At 73.8% G+C, this 16,590-nt stretch carries 7 protein-coding genes (1 of these 7 running past the window's edge); 2 read left to right on the forward strand and 5 right to left on the reverse strand.

What is annotated here, in order from left to right:
* The 4 genes in view from DXZ73_RS07285 to fabD are tightly spaced (at most 3 nt apart) and all read right to left on the reverse strand, a layout consistent with a single transcriptional unit that may run on beyond the window.
* Positions 1–4,365, reverse strand: partial view of an SDR family NAD(P)-dependent oxidoreductase gene (locus DXZ73_RS07285; protein ID WP_240351255.1) — the 5' portion only. Its footprint begins 15,702 nt before the window's first position; only the first 4,365 of its 20,067 coding nucleotides appear in the window; it begins with the start codon at positions 4,363–4,365; the stop codon falls past the left edge of the window.
* Positions 4,362–6,350, reverse strand: coding sequence for an asparagine synthase (glutamine-hydrolyzing) (asnB, locus tag DXZ73_RS39325; protein WP_116210192.1), 1,989 nt, complete (start codon positions 6,348–6,350; stop codon positions 4,362–4,364). The genes DXZ73_RS07285 and asnB overlap by 4 nt, the downstream gene beginning before the upstream one ends.
* Positions 6,338–6,619, reverse strand: a complete 282-nt coding sequence (locus tag DXZ73_RS07295) for an acyl carrier protein (RefSeq protein WP_116210193.1) — start codon at positions 6,617–6,619, stop codon at positions 6,338–6,340. Before DXZ73_RS07295 ends, asnB begins: the two co-directional genes overlap by 13 nt.
* Positions 6,620–6,622: 3 nt before the next feature.
* Entirely contained in the window at positions 6,623–7,501 is an 879-nt protein-coding gene (gene fabD, locus DXZ73_RS07300; protein ID WP_116210194.1) for an ACP S-malonyltransferase, read from the reverse strand.
* Positions 7,502–7,817: 316 nt separating this feature from the next.
* On the opposite strand from fabD, the gene DXZ73_RS07305 reads away from it, so the two are divergent.
* Complete coding sequence (locus DXZ73_RS07305; protein WP_240351256.1) at positions 7,818–11,177, forward strand: BTAD domain-containing putative transcriptional regulator; 3,360 nt, start codon at positions 7,818–7,820, stop codon at positions 11,175–11,177.
* Between the two features lie 163 nt (positions 11,178–11,340).
* Positions 11,341–12,333: a dihydroxyacetone kinase subunit DhaK gene (gene dhaK, locus DXZ73_RS07310; RefSeq protein ID WP_116210195.1), complete on the forward strand. Its 993-nt coding sequence runs from the start codon at positions 11,341–11,343 to the stop codon at positions 12,331–12,333.
* Positions 12,334–12,355: 22 nt separating this feature from the next.
* On the opposite strand, the gene DXZ73_RS07315 is transcribed toward dhaK, so the two are convergent.
* Complete coding sequence (locus tag DXZ73_RS07315; RefSeq protein ID WP_116210196.1) at positions 12,356–16,588, reverse strand: hypothetical protein; 4,233 nt, start codon at positions 16,586–16,588, stop codon at positions 12,356–12,358.
* Positions 16,589–16,590: the final 2 nt, after the last annotated feature.

The raw sequence follows: 16,590 nt of genomic DNA on the forward strand, positions 1-16,590 counted from the left end.
CTCGCGGTGCGCTTCCACGAAGTAGCCCGCGACGCCCTCGATGTTCACGTATTCGAAGAAGAGGGTCTTCGACAGCGGCCCGAAGCGCTCTTCGAGGCGGGCGGTCATCTCCAGGATGCTGAGGGAGTCGATCCCGTACTCGATGAGGTTGACCGTCGCCTCCATCGTGGCGGGGTCGCGGTGGATCACCTCGCCGAGCAGCTCCTTCAGGAGGTCCTCGGCGCGCTCCTGGAGCGCGCCGCCGTCCGCGGGCGCGGCCCCGGTGGGGGCGGCGCCGGCGGGCTCCGGGGACGGGCCCGACGGCAGGTGGGCCAGGGTCGCGTCGGCCCCGTAGGCGACGACGACGTGTTCCGGCGCGTCGTCCAGGACACGGCCGAGGACCCGGAGGCCCTCCTCCGTGGGGAGGGGTTCCCAGCCGCGCTGCCTGCGCATCGACTCGCGCGTCAGGTCGTCGACGGTCATCCCGCCGTCCGCCCAGAGCGGCCAGCTCACGGCGACCGTCCGGCCCGTGCGCTCACCGGCGTCGGCGAGCGCCTGCCGATGGTGCGCGAAGGCGTCGAGGAAGGCGTTCGCCGCCGCGTAGTCCGCCTGCCCGGGGTTGCCGTAGACACCCGCGACGGAGGAGAAGACGACCAAGAAGTCGAGCGCGAGAGCGCGCGTCGCCGCGTCGAGGTTGAGGACACCGCGCACCTTCGGCTCCAGCACGGCGGGGAGGTCGGCCGCCTCCTTGCGGAGCACGTAGGCGTCGCGGAGGACACCGGCGGCATGGACGATCCCGTCGACGCCCCCGTGCTCGCGGGTGAGGGTACGGACGGCGCGGGCGACGTCGTCGGCGCTGCCGGTGTCGGCGGGGAGGTAGTGGGCGTCGACGCCGACCGCCCGCAGCTCGGCGAGGGCCTCCTCGCTCGCGGGGCCGGGGGCCGAGCGCCCGCTGAGGACGACGGTCACGCCGGGGTGCCGGGCGAAGTAGCGGGCGACGTGCCGGCCGAGACCGCCGAGGCCGCCCGTCACCCAGTACACGCCGCCTTCCTTCAGCGGCGGGACCTCGGGCCCCGCGCCGAGCGCGACGTCGACGGGGCGCCACGCCTGGCGCGTGCCGTCGGCGGTGTGGCGGATCTCGGTGACGGGCTCCCGGTCGGCGGTCTCGGCGCGCAGGACGCGGGCGATCCGCCCGGGGGCCATGGTGTCGAGCCCGGCGACGCGGACGACGCGCCCCGAGACCAGGGGGTTCTCCAGGGCCACGGTGGCGAGGAGGCCGGTGAGCGGCGCGTGGAAGTGCCGGGGCACGCGGTCGTCGACGAGGACGACGAAGCGGTGCGGCGTCCTGGGGCGCGTCGCCAGGACCTGCTGGACCCGTGCGAGGACGAGGCCGAGCACGGCGTCGACGCCGTCGGCGACGCGGCCGGGCGCGATGTCGGGGAGGTGTGTGACCGTCAGGCCGGGGGTGCCCTCGAGGCCGGGGGTGCGTGCCGCGGCCTTTCCGGTGAGGAAGGCGTGCACCGTCTCCGTGCCCGTCTCCGTATCCGTCTCCGCGGCGGGCGACGCGTCCGTCCACCGGCACGTGGCCGTGACGACGCGCGGCCCGGCGGGCGCCGGGGGCGCCGTCTTCGACGCGTCCGTCCGCTGGACCAGCCCGCGCAGCCGTACGCCGACGACGCCTTGCGCGTCGCAGAGGTCGATGTCGAACGCGGCGGCCGTGCCGCCGCCCGGCCGCCGGCGGACCCGGGCCCAGGTCACGGCCGCGCACGGGCGGTGGATGTCGATCCGTTCCAGTGCGAACGGCATGGTCGGCCCGGCATCCCCCGCCATGAGGACGAGCGAGGCCTGGAAGGCCGCGTCCAGCACGCTCGGGGGCAGGACGCAGCCCTCCGCCGGGCCGGAATCCGGTACGGGCGCCTGGATACGGGCGAGGAGTTGCCCCTCGCCGAGGTGGATCTCGCTCAGGCCGCGCATCGCGGGCCCGTAGTCGAGGCCCTGGTCCCGGAAGGCGGCGTAGGCGTCCTCGGGGGCGTGGGGCGTGCGGCAGGCGGCGCGGAGCGCGCCGAGGTCGAGGGTCTCCGGCTCCTCGTGCGGGAGGAGTTCGGCGGTTCCCCGGCCGTGGACCAGGGCCGTCGCGGCGTCGTCCGCGGTGGTGGTCACCTCGAACGCGAGCTCCCCGGCCGCTTCCCCGGCCCTGGGGGTCAGGCCGATGTGGACGTCGACGGGCGCGTCGCCCGCGACGAGCGGGCGCAGCCACACGACCTCGCGGAGCCGGATGGCCGGGCTCCCGCCGGCCGGCGCCCCCGTGGCGTCCGCCACCGCCGCGCGGGCCATCTCCAGGTAGGCGACGGCGGGCAGGACGCGCGCGCCGCCCACCCGGTGTGCCGCGAGGAACGGCTCGTCACCGGTGAACGTGGAGGTGTAGCGCTGTCCGGCGAGGCCGGAGGTGTTGCGGTGGAGGAGCGGGTGGAGGGCGGCGGGGTGCTGCCCGGGGTCCGCCTCCGGGGTCTTGAACCAGTGGCGCTCACGGGCGAAGGGGTAGGCGGGCAGCCGGACGCGGCGCGGCCCGGCGGACCCGGCGGCGTGCTGCGGCTCCGGCAGGTCCGCCTGCTCGCCCCGCGCCCAGCGGACGGCCGTCTCCAGGAGTACGGCCGCGTCCTCGGCGGGCGCGCCCCCGGCCCGTACGGCCGGGCCGGCGTGGGCCCCGGCCCCGGCGAGCGTGCCGGCCAGGAACGCCTCGAGGACCTCGGTGAGTTCGGGTACGGAGGCCACGACGAACGCGACGCGGGCGGGCATCGGCTCCCGGCCGGCACGCAGGGTGTACGCGATGTCGGCGAGGTCCTGGGGCAGCCTGAGCGCGGCGGCGGCGTCGCCGGGCTTCGGCGGGCGGAGGTGGGCGAGGAGTCCCTCGGCCACGGCGCGCAGCCGGTCCGGTGTCTTCGCCGAGAGGGGGACGAGGTGCGGACCCGCGGGGGCGGCGGGCTCCGGCGAGCCGTCCGCCAGGTGTTCCTCCAGCACGACGTGGGCGTTGGTGCCGCCGAAGCCGAAGGAGCTGACGCCCGCGCGGCGCGGCGCGGGCCGGCCGTCCGCCCCGGCGGGCGGCTCGGCCCAGGGCTGGGTGTCGCGGACGATGCGGAAGGGGCTGCCGTCGAGCTTGATGAGCTTGTTGCGGACCTCGAAGTTGACGGTCGCGGGAAGCTTCCGGCCCGCGAGGGCGCCGATCACCTTGGCCATCCCGGCGACGCCGGCGGCCCCTTCGAGGTGCCCGATGTTGGTCTTGACCGAGCCGATCCCGCAGGACTCCGGCTCCGGGCGGGTGCCCTGGGCCTCGTGGAGCGCGTGGAAGGCGCGCTTGAGCGCGATGATCTCGATCGGGTCGCCGACCGGGGTGCCGGGGCCGTGCGCCTCGATGTACGTCACGGTCTCCGGCCGGATGCCGGCGCGGGTGTAGAGCCCTTCGACGAGGCTCGCCTGCGCGGCCGGGTTGGTGACCGTCAAGGAGCTCGTCCGGCCGCCGTGGTTGGTCGCGACGCCCTTGATGACGGCGTGCACCGGGTCGCGGTCGGCGAGCGCCCGCGCGAGGGGCTTCAGGAGCAGCACCGCGCCGCCCTCGCCGCGGACGTAGCCGTCGGCGCCCTGGTCGAAGGCCCGGCACTCGCCGGTGCGGGAGAGCATGCTCGCCTGGCTGAACGCGACGAAGTGCTTGGGGGACCAGCAGAGGTTCACCCCGCCGGCCAGGGCCACGGAGCAGTCGCCGTTGCGCAGGGCCGAGACGGCCTCGTAGACGGACACCAGCGAGCTGGAGCAGGCGGTGTCGTTGGTGATGCTGGGGCCCTGGAGGTCGAGGAAGTACGAGACCCGGTTGGAGATGATCGAATAGGCCGTGCCGGTGGGGAAATAGGCGTCGGTCCTGGCCTTCCCGCGCTCCATGAGTTCGGCGTAGTCGGCGTGGCAGACGCCCATGAAGACGCCCGTCCGCGTGCCCGCGAACTCGCTCGCGCGGTATCCGGCGTCCTCGATGGCCCGCCACGCGAGTTCGAGTGCGAACCGCTGCTGCGGGTCCATGGTCTCCGCCTCGCGCGGGGAGATCTGGAAGAAGGAGGCGTCGAAGCGGTCGGCGTCCTCGACGAAGCCGCCCCAGACGCTGCTCGTCTTCTCGGCTCCGCGCCGGGGGTCGCCGAAGTACCTCTCCTTCGACCAGCGTTCGGCCGGTACCTCGGAGATGAGCGAACGGCCGGCGTCGAGGTGGCGCCAGAGCTCCTCAAGGGTGTCCGCGCCGGGGAGGCGCAGGGCGAGTCCGATGATCGCGACGTCGTCGGTGCTCTCCGGGGCGTCCGCCGGGTTCTCGGGGCTGTCCGGGTTCTCCGGGGCTGTGAACGTGCTCATCGCATTCCTCCGGCGCGCGGCAGGACCCGCCGTTTGTCGACGACCGTCCGTATCTTCAGATCGGCTTCCGGCGAGGCGTCCGGCCATGCCGTGTCCCTCACGAACTGCTGGTCGAGTACCGCGGTGGAGAGCAGGTGGACGAACGCCTGGTCCTCCTTGGTGCTGATCTCCTCGGCGGGGGTGGCCATGATTTTCGCGACGAGCTTCCGCGCGAAGACCGGGTCGGCCCAGTCGAGCTTTCCGAGCTCGGTGTCGGAGAGCACCAGCTCCAGGTAGTCGGGCCGCCGGTCCTTGAACACGGCGCTGCCGGGAGCGCGGTAGGGCTGTTTCCGGCGGGCCAGGCTGGAGGCGGGCAGCTCCCCGCGGAAGGCCTTCTTGAGGATGGCCTTCTCCTCGGACCCGTCGTCGAAGCGGAGGTTCACCGAGGCCGCGGCCCGCACCACGGCGGGGTCGAGGAAGGGACACCGGTTCTCGACGCCGTGCGCCAGACCCATGCGCTCCCCCTGGGTGGAGAGGAGATAGCCGGCGAGGAGCGTCTTGTACTCGAGCCACTGCGCCTTCTGGACGGCGCTCAGATCCGCGTAGCCGGGCGCGGTGCGCACCATTTCCAGGGCGTCGGCGAACGGGTCGGTGCGGTCCTTCAGCAGGCGCGCGGCGAACCGGCCGTTCTGGTAGCGGAGTTCGTGGGAGAAGAGACCCGGGAGACGCTCCTCGGAGAATTGCTGGAAAAGGCCCGCCATGTGCTTCTGGTGCGCGGGCCCGAAGTGGGCGAGCTCGGGGTGGAGGCGGGCGAGCCCCGCCTTCCGCTCCTCGCCGGACAGCTCGTGCCACGAGGCGCGCAGCATCGTCTCGCGGAACAGCGAATAGCCGAGGAACGCCTCGTCGGCGCCCTCGCCGCTCAGGATCGTCTTGACCCCGGCGTCCCGCACATGGCGGGACAGGAGGTACATCGGGACGAACGCGGTGCGGAAGGTCGGGACCTCGGCGTGCCGGACGGCCGCGGGGAAATGCTCCGCGATGTCGGCGCCGGACACCGTGACGGACGAGTGCCGCGTGCCCAGGTGCGAGGCCACGACCCGCTGGTCGGCGGACTCGTCGAACTCCGCGTTCTCGAACTCGACCGAGAACGTCCGCACTTCGCTCGGGGAGAGGTCCGTCGCCAGCTTGGTGACGATGGAGGAGTCGAGGCCGCCGCTCAGGTAGACGCCGACCTCGACGTCGCTGCGCAGGCGCATCTCGACGCTCGCGCGCAGCGTCTCGCGGACGAACGCGGCGGCGTCGTCCTCGGAGCCCTCGAACGGCGGGGCGGAGACGGCGAGTTCCTCGTACGTGCGCAGGGTGCGGCGCCCGTCCCGGACGGTGAGGACGCCGCCCATGGGGAGCTGCCGGACGCCCTCGAAGGGGGTGCGGTCGGGCAGCGGCGTCCACACGGCGAAGACCGAGGCAAGCTCGCGCGGGTCGAGCGTGAAGCGGAAGCCGGGGAAGGCGCGGAACGCCTTCATCTCCGACGCGAAGAGGAGGCCGCTGTCGTGCTCGGTGTAGAAGAGCGGGCGCTTGCCGTAGCGGTCGCGGGCCAGGAAGAGGTCGCCCGTGACCGCGTCCCTGATCGCGAAGGCGAAGGCGCCGTTGAAGCGCGTGAGGCACTCCGGCCCCCACTGGACCCAGGCCTGGAGGACGACCTCGGTGTCGCAAGTCGTGCGGAACGGCCGGCCGAGAGCCCGCAGCTCCTCCCGCAGTTCGAGGTGGTTGTACAGCTCGCCGTTGAAGGAGATCCAGTAGCGCTCCGCGGGGTCGGACATCGGCTGCGAACCGGAGGCGAGGTCGACGATCGCCAGCCGGACCGTGCCCATCGCGAAGCCGTCGTCCAGGTAGTAGCCCGCCTCGTCCGGCCCCCGGTGCCGGATGAGCGACAGCATGGAGGTGACGACCCCGGGGGCGGCGTCGGGGTGCAGCGACGGCGCGAGGAAGCCGGCTATCCCGCACATGAGGCGTCCCCTTGCCCCGCGCCCTGTCCGGCGAGCTTGCGGGCCACGAAGGCGTCGATCGCGTCGAGCGAGACGAAGACGTCGGTGAGGATCTCCTCGTCCGTGACGCCGATCGCGAATTCGTCCTCCAGGAAGCTCATGAGCTGGATGTATCCGAAGGAATCCATGACCCCCGTCTTGAAGAGGTCGGTCCCGTCCGTCATCTCACCGCCGAATTCGACGAGGAAGCGGTCCTCGATGAACTGCCGGATCCTGTCTGTTCTGTCCATGTCTCAAGTCCTGGTCTCGCGGAGGGGGGTCCGGTCGGCGGACCGCCGGATCTTCTGCACCATGCCGAGGAGGGCCTTGCCGCCCACTTCCTCGCATTCCGTCCGGGGGTCGAGGGCCAGCAGGTGGCGGACGCTGTCGGTCCAGCGCACCGGCGCGACGAGCTGGTCGCTCAGCAGGCGGACGACGGCCCCCTGCTCGTAGGGGCGGCCCGTCACATTGGCGATCACGGGGGTCGTCGGCCTGTGGAACGTGAACTCCCGGAGGTAGTTCTCGAATTCGGCGCGCACGGGCTCCATATAGCGGGAGTGGAACGGCGCGCTGACGCGCAGCGGGGCGAAGCGGATGTCCCGGCGGGCGAACGCGCCGTGGGCGGCGCGGAGCACCTCGGCCGGGGCGGCGACGACGATCTGCGTGTCGGTGTTGAAACCCGCCACGTCGACGCCCTCGACACCGTCCTGGGCGAGGATCTCCCGCAGGCGGGGGGCCGGCACGTCCATGACCGCGGTCATTCCGCCGCCGGACGCCGCGGCCATCAGTTCCCCGCGCCGCTTGACGAGCCGGAGACCGGTCTCGAAATCGATGACGCCCGCCGCCAGGAGCGCGTTGTATTCGCCGAGGCTGTGGCCGAGGTAGTGATCGGCGCGCCGTTCCTCCCGGTGCTCGCGCTCGAACATCCGCAGGGCGTTGACGGTGTAGAGCGCGGGCTGGGTGTATTCGGTGCGCGAGAGCACGTCGCCGGGGTCCTCGCGGCACAGGGCCGCGAGGTCGTACCCGAGGAGGTCGCAGGCGAACTGGGTGAGGCCGGGATAGCGGTCGAAGACGTCCGCGCCCATTCCACGGAACTGCGCCCCCTGCCCGGGGAAGAGAATCGCGAACGCCATGGCGCCTCTCAGCTCGATGCCGGCTCCCCCGCGGCGCGGTTCGGCCGGCGGGGACTCCGACGACGATCATGGTGCGACGGCTCCCTTGCGGGCCTCTGGTGCGCGCGCTGACGGCACCTTGCAAAGCTCTGTGGTTCCCTCGCTCCCTTGCCACACCCCTGCGGGATGCTTGCCGATCGCTTGGCAATTGCTGGTTTGACGGCCTTGGAACGGCCTGTCCGCTATGCCAAGATCATTTTCCGGAGAGGGTCGGCGGCGCGATGTCGCCCGGCGCTCCGCCGGCACAGCCGCACGCGCGAGGACGATGAGGACCTACATGCACGCACTCCGGACGCCGAGACCGTCGCCGCTGCCGGAGCGGGCGGACCCGGCCGGACCGCTGCTGCGGGTGCTCGGCCCCATGTCGGCGCGGTTCGACGGGCAGGACCTGCCGCTCGGCCCGCCGCGCCGGCGGGCACTGCTCGCCCTGCTGCTCATCCGGCTGGGCCGGATCGTCCCCACCGAGCTGATCGTCGACGAGCTGTGGGGGAACGAGTCGCCGCGCCAACCCGTCGCCACGCTCCAGAGCCATGTCTCCCACCTGCGCCGGGTCCTGGACCCGACGACCGGGCCGGGCGCCCCGTCGGTGCTGCGCTACCGCGCGCCCGGCTACGTGCTCCAGCTCGCCCCGGAACAGGTGGACTTCTGCCGCTTCGAGGACCTGGTGTCCACCGGGCGCCGGCTCCTGGAGCAGCGGGATCCGACGGCCGCGCGGGAGCGGCTCGCCGAGGCCTTGGAGCTGTGGCACGGCTCCCCGTACACGGAGTTCTCCGCCCACCCGCCGCTGGCCGACGAGACCGCTCGGCTGGAGCAGGTCCGGCTGGCCGCGCTGGAGTCCTTCGCCGAGGCCCGGCTCGCCCTGGGCGCAGCCGAGGAGGTGGCGGCCGACCTCGACCGGGAGGTTCGCCGGCACCCGATGCGCGAGCGGCTCGTCGGCCACCTGATGACCGCGCTGACCCGCCTCGGGCGGCAGGCGGAGGCGCTGGAGGTGTACGAGCGGACGCGCAGCCACCTCGTCGAGGAGTTCGGCGTGGACACCGCCGTGGAGCTCCAGCGGGTGCGCACCGCCATCCTGCGGCAGGAGTTGTGCGACGACGGACCGGGCGACCGGGCGGTGGCGCCGCCCACTGCCGCCCCCGTCGCCTCCCCCGTCACCCCCTCTTCACCGGCTTCCCCTGCTTCCGGTCCTTCCGCTGCTTCCGGCGCGACCGCGCGGACGCCGGAGGCGGGCCCGGCCCGGCCGACGCGCGCCACGGCACCGGCCCCCGCCGCGCCCGCGCCGACCGGGAACGCCGGCGCCGGGGACCCGTCGGCGCCCTGGCCGTTCACCGGCAGGGACCAGGAGCTGAACCGCCTGGCGACGGCGGCGGCCGGGGCCCTCACCGGCCACGGGCACGTGGTGTCCGTGCTCGGCCCCGCCGGGGTCGGCAAGACCCGCCTGCTGATGGAGCTCGCCCCACGCCTGGAGGCCGCGGACGAGCACCTCGAAGTGGTCTGGAGCCACTGCTTCCCCGGCGAGGGCGTCCCGCCCTACTGGCTGTGGACACAGGTCCTGCGCAGGCTGTCGGCCACCCGGCCGGACGCCTTCCGCGCGGCGACGGCGCCGTTCGGCGCGCTGCTCGCCCCGCTGATGCCCGAGCAGTCGGCCGGGCCGGGCGGCCCGCAGGGCGCCGAGGTCGACTGGGCCCAGGCCCGGTTCCTCACCCACGACGCGGTCTGCGAGGTCCTGCTGGCCCTGGCCGCGGAGCGTCCGCTGGTGCTGCTCCTGGAGGACCTGCACTGGGCGGACACCGCCTCCCTGGACCTGCTCAGGCTGCTCGGCGTCCGCCGCCTGGGCCACCCGCTGAGCGTCGTGCTGACCGCCCGTGACTTCGAGATCGAGTCCGACGCCACGATGCGCCGGCTGCTGGCCGAGGTGGTCCGCGGCCCCCGGAGCGAGGCCCTGCGGCTCGACGGACTGCCCCGGCAGGCCGTCGCGGCCCTGGTCGAGGCGCAGGCCGGCCCGGGCGTGGGCGCGGAGGTCGTGGAGGCGCTGCACCGGCGGAGCAAGGGCAACCCCTACTTCGTCATGCAGCTCCTCTCCCTCCTCGGCGACGTCCGGCACCTGCACGACCCCGGTGCCTCGGCCGTCCTCCTCGCCCGGGTCCCGACGGGCGTCCGCGAGGCGCTGCGGCAGCGGTTCGCCGCACTGCCCGAGCCGGTCATGCGGGTGCTGCGGCTGTGCGCGGTCATCGGCGCCGAGGTGGACACGGACCTGCTGCGCCGCACCGCCACCGAGGACGAACCGGTCGCCGAGGCGCTGGAGTCGGCCATCCAGGCCGGGCTGCTCGGGGAGGACCCGCACCACCCGGGCAGGCTGCACTTCGCCCACGCGCTGGTGCAGGAGACGCTCGCCGAGGAGCCGGCCCGCGAGGAGCGGCACCAGCTGCACGCGCGGGTCGCCGAAGCCTTGTGCGCCCGCGGGCGCGGACAGATGGGCGCCGAGGAGATCGAGCGGGTGGCCCACCACTCCTGGAACGCCAAGGACGCGCTGGCGCCCGGGGAGACGCTGCCCCGGCTGCTGCGCGCCGCCGAACAGGCCGAGCACCACCTGGCGTACGAGCAGGTCGAGACCTGGCTGCGGCGGGCGGTGCACCTGGCCGGCTTCCTGCCCGCCGACGACCCCTCGGCCCCGGGCCTGGAGCAGCGGCTGCACATCCAGCTCGGGCAGGTGCTGGCCACCGTCCGCGGCTACGGCGACGCCGAGGCCGAGGCGGCGCTGGGCCGGGGCCGCGCCCTGAGCGCGGTCACGCACAGCCCCGAGGACCCGTCGGTGCTGTGGGCGCTGTGCGCGGCGCTCCTGGTCACCGGCCGCTACGACGACTCCCGGCAGTTCTCCGGACTGCTGCGGGACCTCGCCGGGCGCACCCGGCAGCCGGTGGCGGTGCTCGGCGCGGCGTACGGGGAGGGCATCGTGCTGCACGTGCGCGGCCGGCTGCCCGAGGCGCTGGCGGAGCTGGAGCACAGTGTCGAGATGGCGGATCGTTTCGCAAGGGAGGGTCACTCGCTGGCCCGGACGTTCCAGCACGACCCGCGCGTCTCGTGCCGCTCGTACGACACGTTCACCCACTGGCTCCTGGGCGACCGGCGGACGGCGGCCGAGCGCCGCCGCGAGCTGCTGCGCCTGACCGACTACGAGAGCAGGCCCTCGGACCGGGCCTTCGCGCTGTACGTGGACGCCGTCGTGGCCGCCTGGGAGGGCGACGTCGACACGGCGCTCGCCTCCGGCGGCGAGGGGGCCCGGGTGGCGGCCGAGCACGGGCTGCTCTACTGGAAGGCGATGCTGAACCTGCCCGCCGGATGGGCCCTGACGCACTCCGGCCGCGAGGAGGAGGGCCTGGCTCTGATGGGCACGTCGCTGGACGAGCTGTGTCCGTCCCGGACGCATCTGCGCCTCCCGCTGCACCTGGGGCTGCTGGGGCAGGCGCAGTTCCACGCCGGGCGCCGGGAGGAGGCGACGGAGACGCTCCGCAGGATGCTCGCCGCCGTCGAACACCGCCGCGAGTACGTATACCTCGACCCGGCCTTGCCCGCCACCCGCCTGCTGCACGAACTGGTGGGCCGGGGCGCGGCGGAGGCGGTGCTGACGAGGTGCTGAGCAAGACGCGCCCGTGCCGCCCCGCACGGGCTCGTACGGGGGTGGCGGCGCCGAAGGCGCGACTATCCTCGCATTCACTCTCGGTCACTACCGGGTTGTCACGCTGAGCGGTTCCCAACGCAGCTGACACTCCATCAGTCCACCGATCACACGAGGAGTCCCCGTGAAGATGCTCATCAACACCCCCGAGACCGTCGTCGCCGACGCCCTGCGCGGCATGGCGCTCGCGCATCCCGAGTTGGCCGTCGACGTCGAGGGGCGGATCGTCGTGCGGCGGGACGCGCCCGTCGCGGGGAAGGTGGGGCTGGTTTCGGGGGGCGGGTCCGGGCATGAGCCGTTGCACGGTGGGTTCGTGGGGCACGGGATGCTGGATGCCGCGTGCCCCGGTGAGGTCTTCACCTCGCCCGTGCCGGATCAGATGGTGCGCGCGGCGGCCGCCGTGGACAGCGGCCGGGGCGTGCTGTTCATCGTGAAGAACTACACCGGCGACGTCCTCAACTTCAACATGGCCGCCGAGCTGGCCGAGGACGAGGGCATCCAGGTCGCCAGCGTGCTCGTCAACGACGACGTCGCGGTGACGGACAGCCTCTTCACGGCCGGCCGCCGGGGCACCGGTGCCACTCTTTTCGTCGAGAAGATCGCGGGCGCGGCGGCCGAGGAGGGGGCGCCGCTGGAGCGGGTGGAGGCCCTGGCCCGGCGGGTGAACGAGTCCTCGCGCAGCTTCGGCGTGGCCCTCGGTGCCTGTACGACCCCGGCCAAGGGGAGCCCCACCTTCGACCTCCCGGCCGGGGAGCTGGAGCTGGGGGTCGGCATCCACGGTGAGCCCGGCCGGGAGCGGCGGGCGATGATGACGTCCGGCGAGATCGCGGACTTCGCCGTGGACGCGGTGCTGACGGACCTGCGGCCGACCGGCCCGGTGCTGCTGCTGGTCAACGGGGCCGGGGCGACCCCGCTGCTGGAGCTGTACGGCTTCACCGCGGAGGTCCACCGGGTGCTGGCCGAGCGGGGCGTGACGGTCGCCCGCACGCTGGTGGGCGACTACGTCACGTCCCTCGACATGGCGGGCGCGTCGGTGACGCTGTGCCAGGCGGACGAGGAGCTGCTCCGGCTGTGGGACGCGCCGGTGCAGACCCCGGGCCTCCGCTGGGGACGCTGAACCCTCCCCTTCACCGGCCCCTCTACTCCTGCAGGACGACCCTCCCGAGCAGCGTCGTGGCCAGGGCGAAGTGGTCGGCGTGGACGAGCCGGTGGCCGACCGGCAGCGCGGTGCCGCCCGCGGTGACCGTGCCGGTGGCCGTGGTCCGGTCGGTCAGGTAGGTCTCGTACTCCTCAATCCGGAGCCGGAAAGAGGACAGCTGCGGGAGCCGGGGAGCGGGCGGGGTCAGGTCGCCGGTCCAGGCGAAGCCGGTGCCGCGGGCGACGCAGGTGAGTTCGAGTGCGGCGCCGGTGTCGGCCCAGTCGAGGTCGCCGCCGGTCAGCGGGCGCTGCTGGACGGAGACGACGACACGGCGGCTCGCGGCCATGCCCGGCTGCCCGGCACCGGCCCGCTTGCCGACGGCGTTCACGGTGGCGGGCCCGCTCAGCTCGATCCGGAACTGGCCGCTCGCCGTCATGGCCGCGCTGACCGTACGGTCGGGCACCAGCTGGCCGAATTCGCCGAGGACCACCTTGGACAGGTGGAGCGGGGCGACGGAGTACGGCTGGTAGCGGGCGAGCGCGGGCCGCAGATAGGGGAAGTAGGCGGTGTCGTCGGCGGATTGGCCCAGGTCGACGTCGATGTCGCAGTACCACAGCCGCTGCCGCTGGTCGAAGACCGGGGTGAAGGCGACGACCGTGACGGAGGCCGGGGCCCCGGCGACGAGCTCGGCCGTCGGCACGCCGGTGGCGCTGAGGGTGGCGTTCGGGAAGTGGGCCGGGGTGAGGTGGGGCAGGACAGTCGCGTCCGCTCCCACCGGGTCGGCGGCGCGCCGGGTGACGAGCTCGTCCGGCAGGTCGGTGCCGGGGTCGAGCACGAGGGCGAGGAGTTCGTCGTCGCCCGAGGAGAACCAGGGGCGTTCGAGGTAGACGCGGACTCCGGCGCGCCGCCGGATCCGGGTCACCCGGTGCTGTCCGTGGTCGACGGAGCTCTCCCAGCGGAAGGTGGGGACGAGGTGGCTGACCACGGGCGGTTCGGGCCGGCGCGAGCTGGGGACGGGCCAGCCCCCGCCGGTCGGACCCGCGCCGGCGGGCCCGGTCCTGGTGATGAGCTCGGGCCGGTCGGTGATCGCCGGGTGGAAGTACTCGCGGAAGCGGGTGGTGGCGGTGGGGGTGTAGGTGATGTTGCGGTGCCGGGTGTCCCGGAATTCATGGCGGATCCCGGCCAGGGAGTGCTGGTCCTGCCAGGGCTGGAGGGTGAGGTCACCGGCGTGGGCGTGGCCGGTGACCTGCTCGGGCGCGTCCTGGGTGATGTCGTCGGACCACTCGGTCCAGGTGGCGTCGACGTCGATCCGGCCGGTGCTCTTCGCGTGTGACGTCACGCTGCCGACGAGGTCGGTGAAGGTCTCCTCGGCCGCGCGGAGGAAGGCCAGGTCGCTCAGCACCGGTCGTTCCAGGGGCTTTTCGACGGCGTGGACGAGGGTGAGCTCCACCCAGGGGGTGATCATCCAGTTCTCGCCGGCGGCGGAGGCCGCGGTCAGCTCGTCCTTCTTCTGCTGCGGCAGCCCGGTGACGGGGTCGTTCCACAGCGGGGAGCCGGTGAGGAGCTGCCAGGCGCGGAAGACGTCGAGGTCGGCGGCGTCGATCCGGCAGCTCATCCGGACGGTGGCGACCTCGGCCTTGGGCAGGTACACGGTCAACTGGCGGCCGAGCAGCGGCCAGTCGGGCCGTCCGGTGCCCTCCTCGATCCGCAGTCGCAGGGGCTGCGCCTGCGGCCAGGGGCCGGGGAAGTCGTAGGTCTCGTTGGGGTCCGCGCCGGGCAGCCCGCGGAAGGAGACGCCACGGGCCAGGACGTCGGGCAGATAGGGCAGGAGCAGCTGGGCCGCGTCGTGGACGACGTACTCGCCCTGCTTGAGCCCGTCGCCGCGTGACACGGGGAGTTCGGTGGGCGGTTCGGTGTCGTGCGGGTTGTGCTTGGCGACGTGGATCTCGCCGAAGAACTTGAGGTCGCGGGTCAGGCTCGGGTTCTCCGGGAAGCTGACGAGGGTGTCGAGGTAGGTGCCGGCCTCGCGGGACGCCGACGCGAAGTACTGGTGGCGCGCTCCGGCCGAGGTGCCGGGGCCGAAGGCGGCGTCGTACATCCCGTGCTGCTCGGCCATCTGGAGGGCGGTCTTCGGGGGGCTGACGTGGCGTTCGTCGAAGGGGCGGTAGCGCCGGTCGAGCCCGTCGGCGGGTGAGTGCTGCTCGTGGTCGGGGACCTCGGCGTTCCTGCGCAGCGCCCAGAGGACCGGTGGGACGGGGGTGCCGTCGTCCTCGACGGTGGAGCGGACGACGAGCCGTGGCTCCGACTCGCCCTCCAGGAAGGGCCACCGGGGCACGATGACGGGTGGTGGTACGGGCTCCCACCGGCTGTAGGTGAGGGGGGCCGTCACGGTGCCCTCGGCGCCGGCGGGGTCGGTGTCGGGGCCGAGGCTGTTCCCTGCGAGGTCGGTGAGGCGGGCGCGCAGCCGGTAGGTGCGGCGGTAGCGCAGCGCGGGCAGGGTGCCGGTGGTGGGCCGGAACCGGGCGTCGAGGGGGAAGTCCGCCGAGACCTCGGGGTCGGAGATCTGCGGCCGGTCGTCGAGGCCGATGGTCCGGCCGGGCGGCGGGGCCGCGAGGGACCAGCCGTGCCAGCCGAACAGCGCCTGGTGGACGTAGAGCTGGTCGGCGTGGACCTTGTCCTGGGTGACCGCGCTGGCTTTGACGTGTCCTTCGTCGGGGGCCACGGTCAGCGGGACGGGTGCCTGTCCGGGCCGTCGCAGGGCGTAGCTGCCGGTCCGTGCGCACAGCGGGTGCCAGGCGGTGATGCGGCCCGTGGCGTCGTCGACGACGCCGACGTCGACGCGGTAGCCGCGGACGAGGTGCGAGGCGTCGAGCAGGGCGGCGGGGACCGCGGTGCCGGGTCCGGGCCCGGGGCCGACGCCCGCGGCGTGCCGGGCGTCGTCCTCCATCTGCCGGGCGAGCGAGGCGTCGCGGCCTTCGTACAGGACGGTGATCCCGGCGCCGTGCAGCGCGGGCAGGGCGGTGACGTCGGAGGCGACGGAGCCGGGCCCGGTGGGATCGGCCGGGCCGATCTGTGTCTGTCCGACGATCCGGGCGAATTCGACGAACTTCATCGCCGCGCCGTCCACGTCGAGGTCGGTGACGTGCACGGCGTCGGTGCCGAGCCCGAGCATCCGGCGGCCGTACGGGCCGGTGTCCTCCGCGTACGCCTCGCAGCGGGCGCCCGCGACGTAGCGCAGCCTGGTCCAGGGCCGCAGGCTCTCGTCGGTGTTGAGCCGCCCTTGGGGGGCGGTGAAGGTCACGCGTGCCTGCCACTGGTCGGCGAGGCCCGGTGGCGGTGTGACGAGCAGGTCGAGGGCGAGGCCGAAGCGGCGCAGCAGTTCGGGGTGGTCCGCGAGGAGGGCGCAGGCGCCGTGGAAGTCGAGGTCGGGGCGCTGCGGCGGGTCGGGGGTGGCGGCGGTCCGGTCGCCGGGGGCCGCTGTGGCGGGCCGCCGGTCGTAGAAGCGGTACAGCTCGGCGAAGTTGAGCATGGCGCTGTCGCCCCGGTAGTCGGGGGTGGAGCGGTCCATGCAGCGGGGCCGGTAGGGGTTGGGGCTGCCGCCGGTCGCGGCGGGGCCACCGCCGCCGGTCGTGCCCTGGATGAGCCGGTCGAGCCGCCCGTAGGTCGATTCGACGGCTCTGGCGAGGGTCCTGATGCGCTCGTTGAGGGGGACGAGGAGGTCGAAGAGGTCGGGGAGGTCCCAGGTGGGCGGTGGGGTGGGTGTGCCTTCGGCGCGGCCCTCGCCGCCGCTGCCGCTGCCGGGGAAGGCCCTGCTGCGGGCGGTGGTCGTCACGGCGACCTGGTAGAGGTTGCCGATCTGTCCGTGGACGGCCTTGCTGGGGAAGGAGCGGAGCGTCGGGGGGACGCCCTGGGCGAGGGCGGTGGGCCGGGTGGGGTCCGTCACCTTGGTGTCGCGGTGGAAGAGCTGCTGCCACAGGGTGCTGTCGGGCGGCGGGTAGCGGTCCGTGCGGGGCTCGGTGGGCACGGCGGTGCCGGTGCCGCCGCCGGGTGGGGCGAACTCCACCTGGAGCGCCTTGGCGTAGGTGGCGAGGGTCGTCGGCCAGTCGAGGAAGCCGGCGAAGTCGTTCAGCGTGGTTCCTCCGGTCAGGCGCGGGCTGACCAGCACGGTCAGCCGGAGCTTGCCCTGGGCGCTCACCCCGTCGGGCAGTACGGTCCACCGGATCGTCTCGGGCATGG

It is taken from the genome of Streptoverticillium olivoreticuli subsp. olivoreticuli (genome assembly GCF_003391135.1).
GTDB lineage: Bacteria > Actinomycetota > Actinomycetes > Streptomycetales > Streptomycetaceae > Streptomyces > Streptomyces blastmyceticus.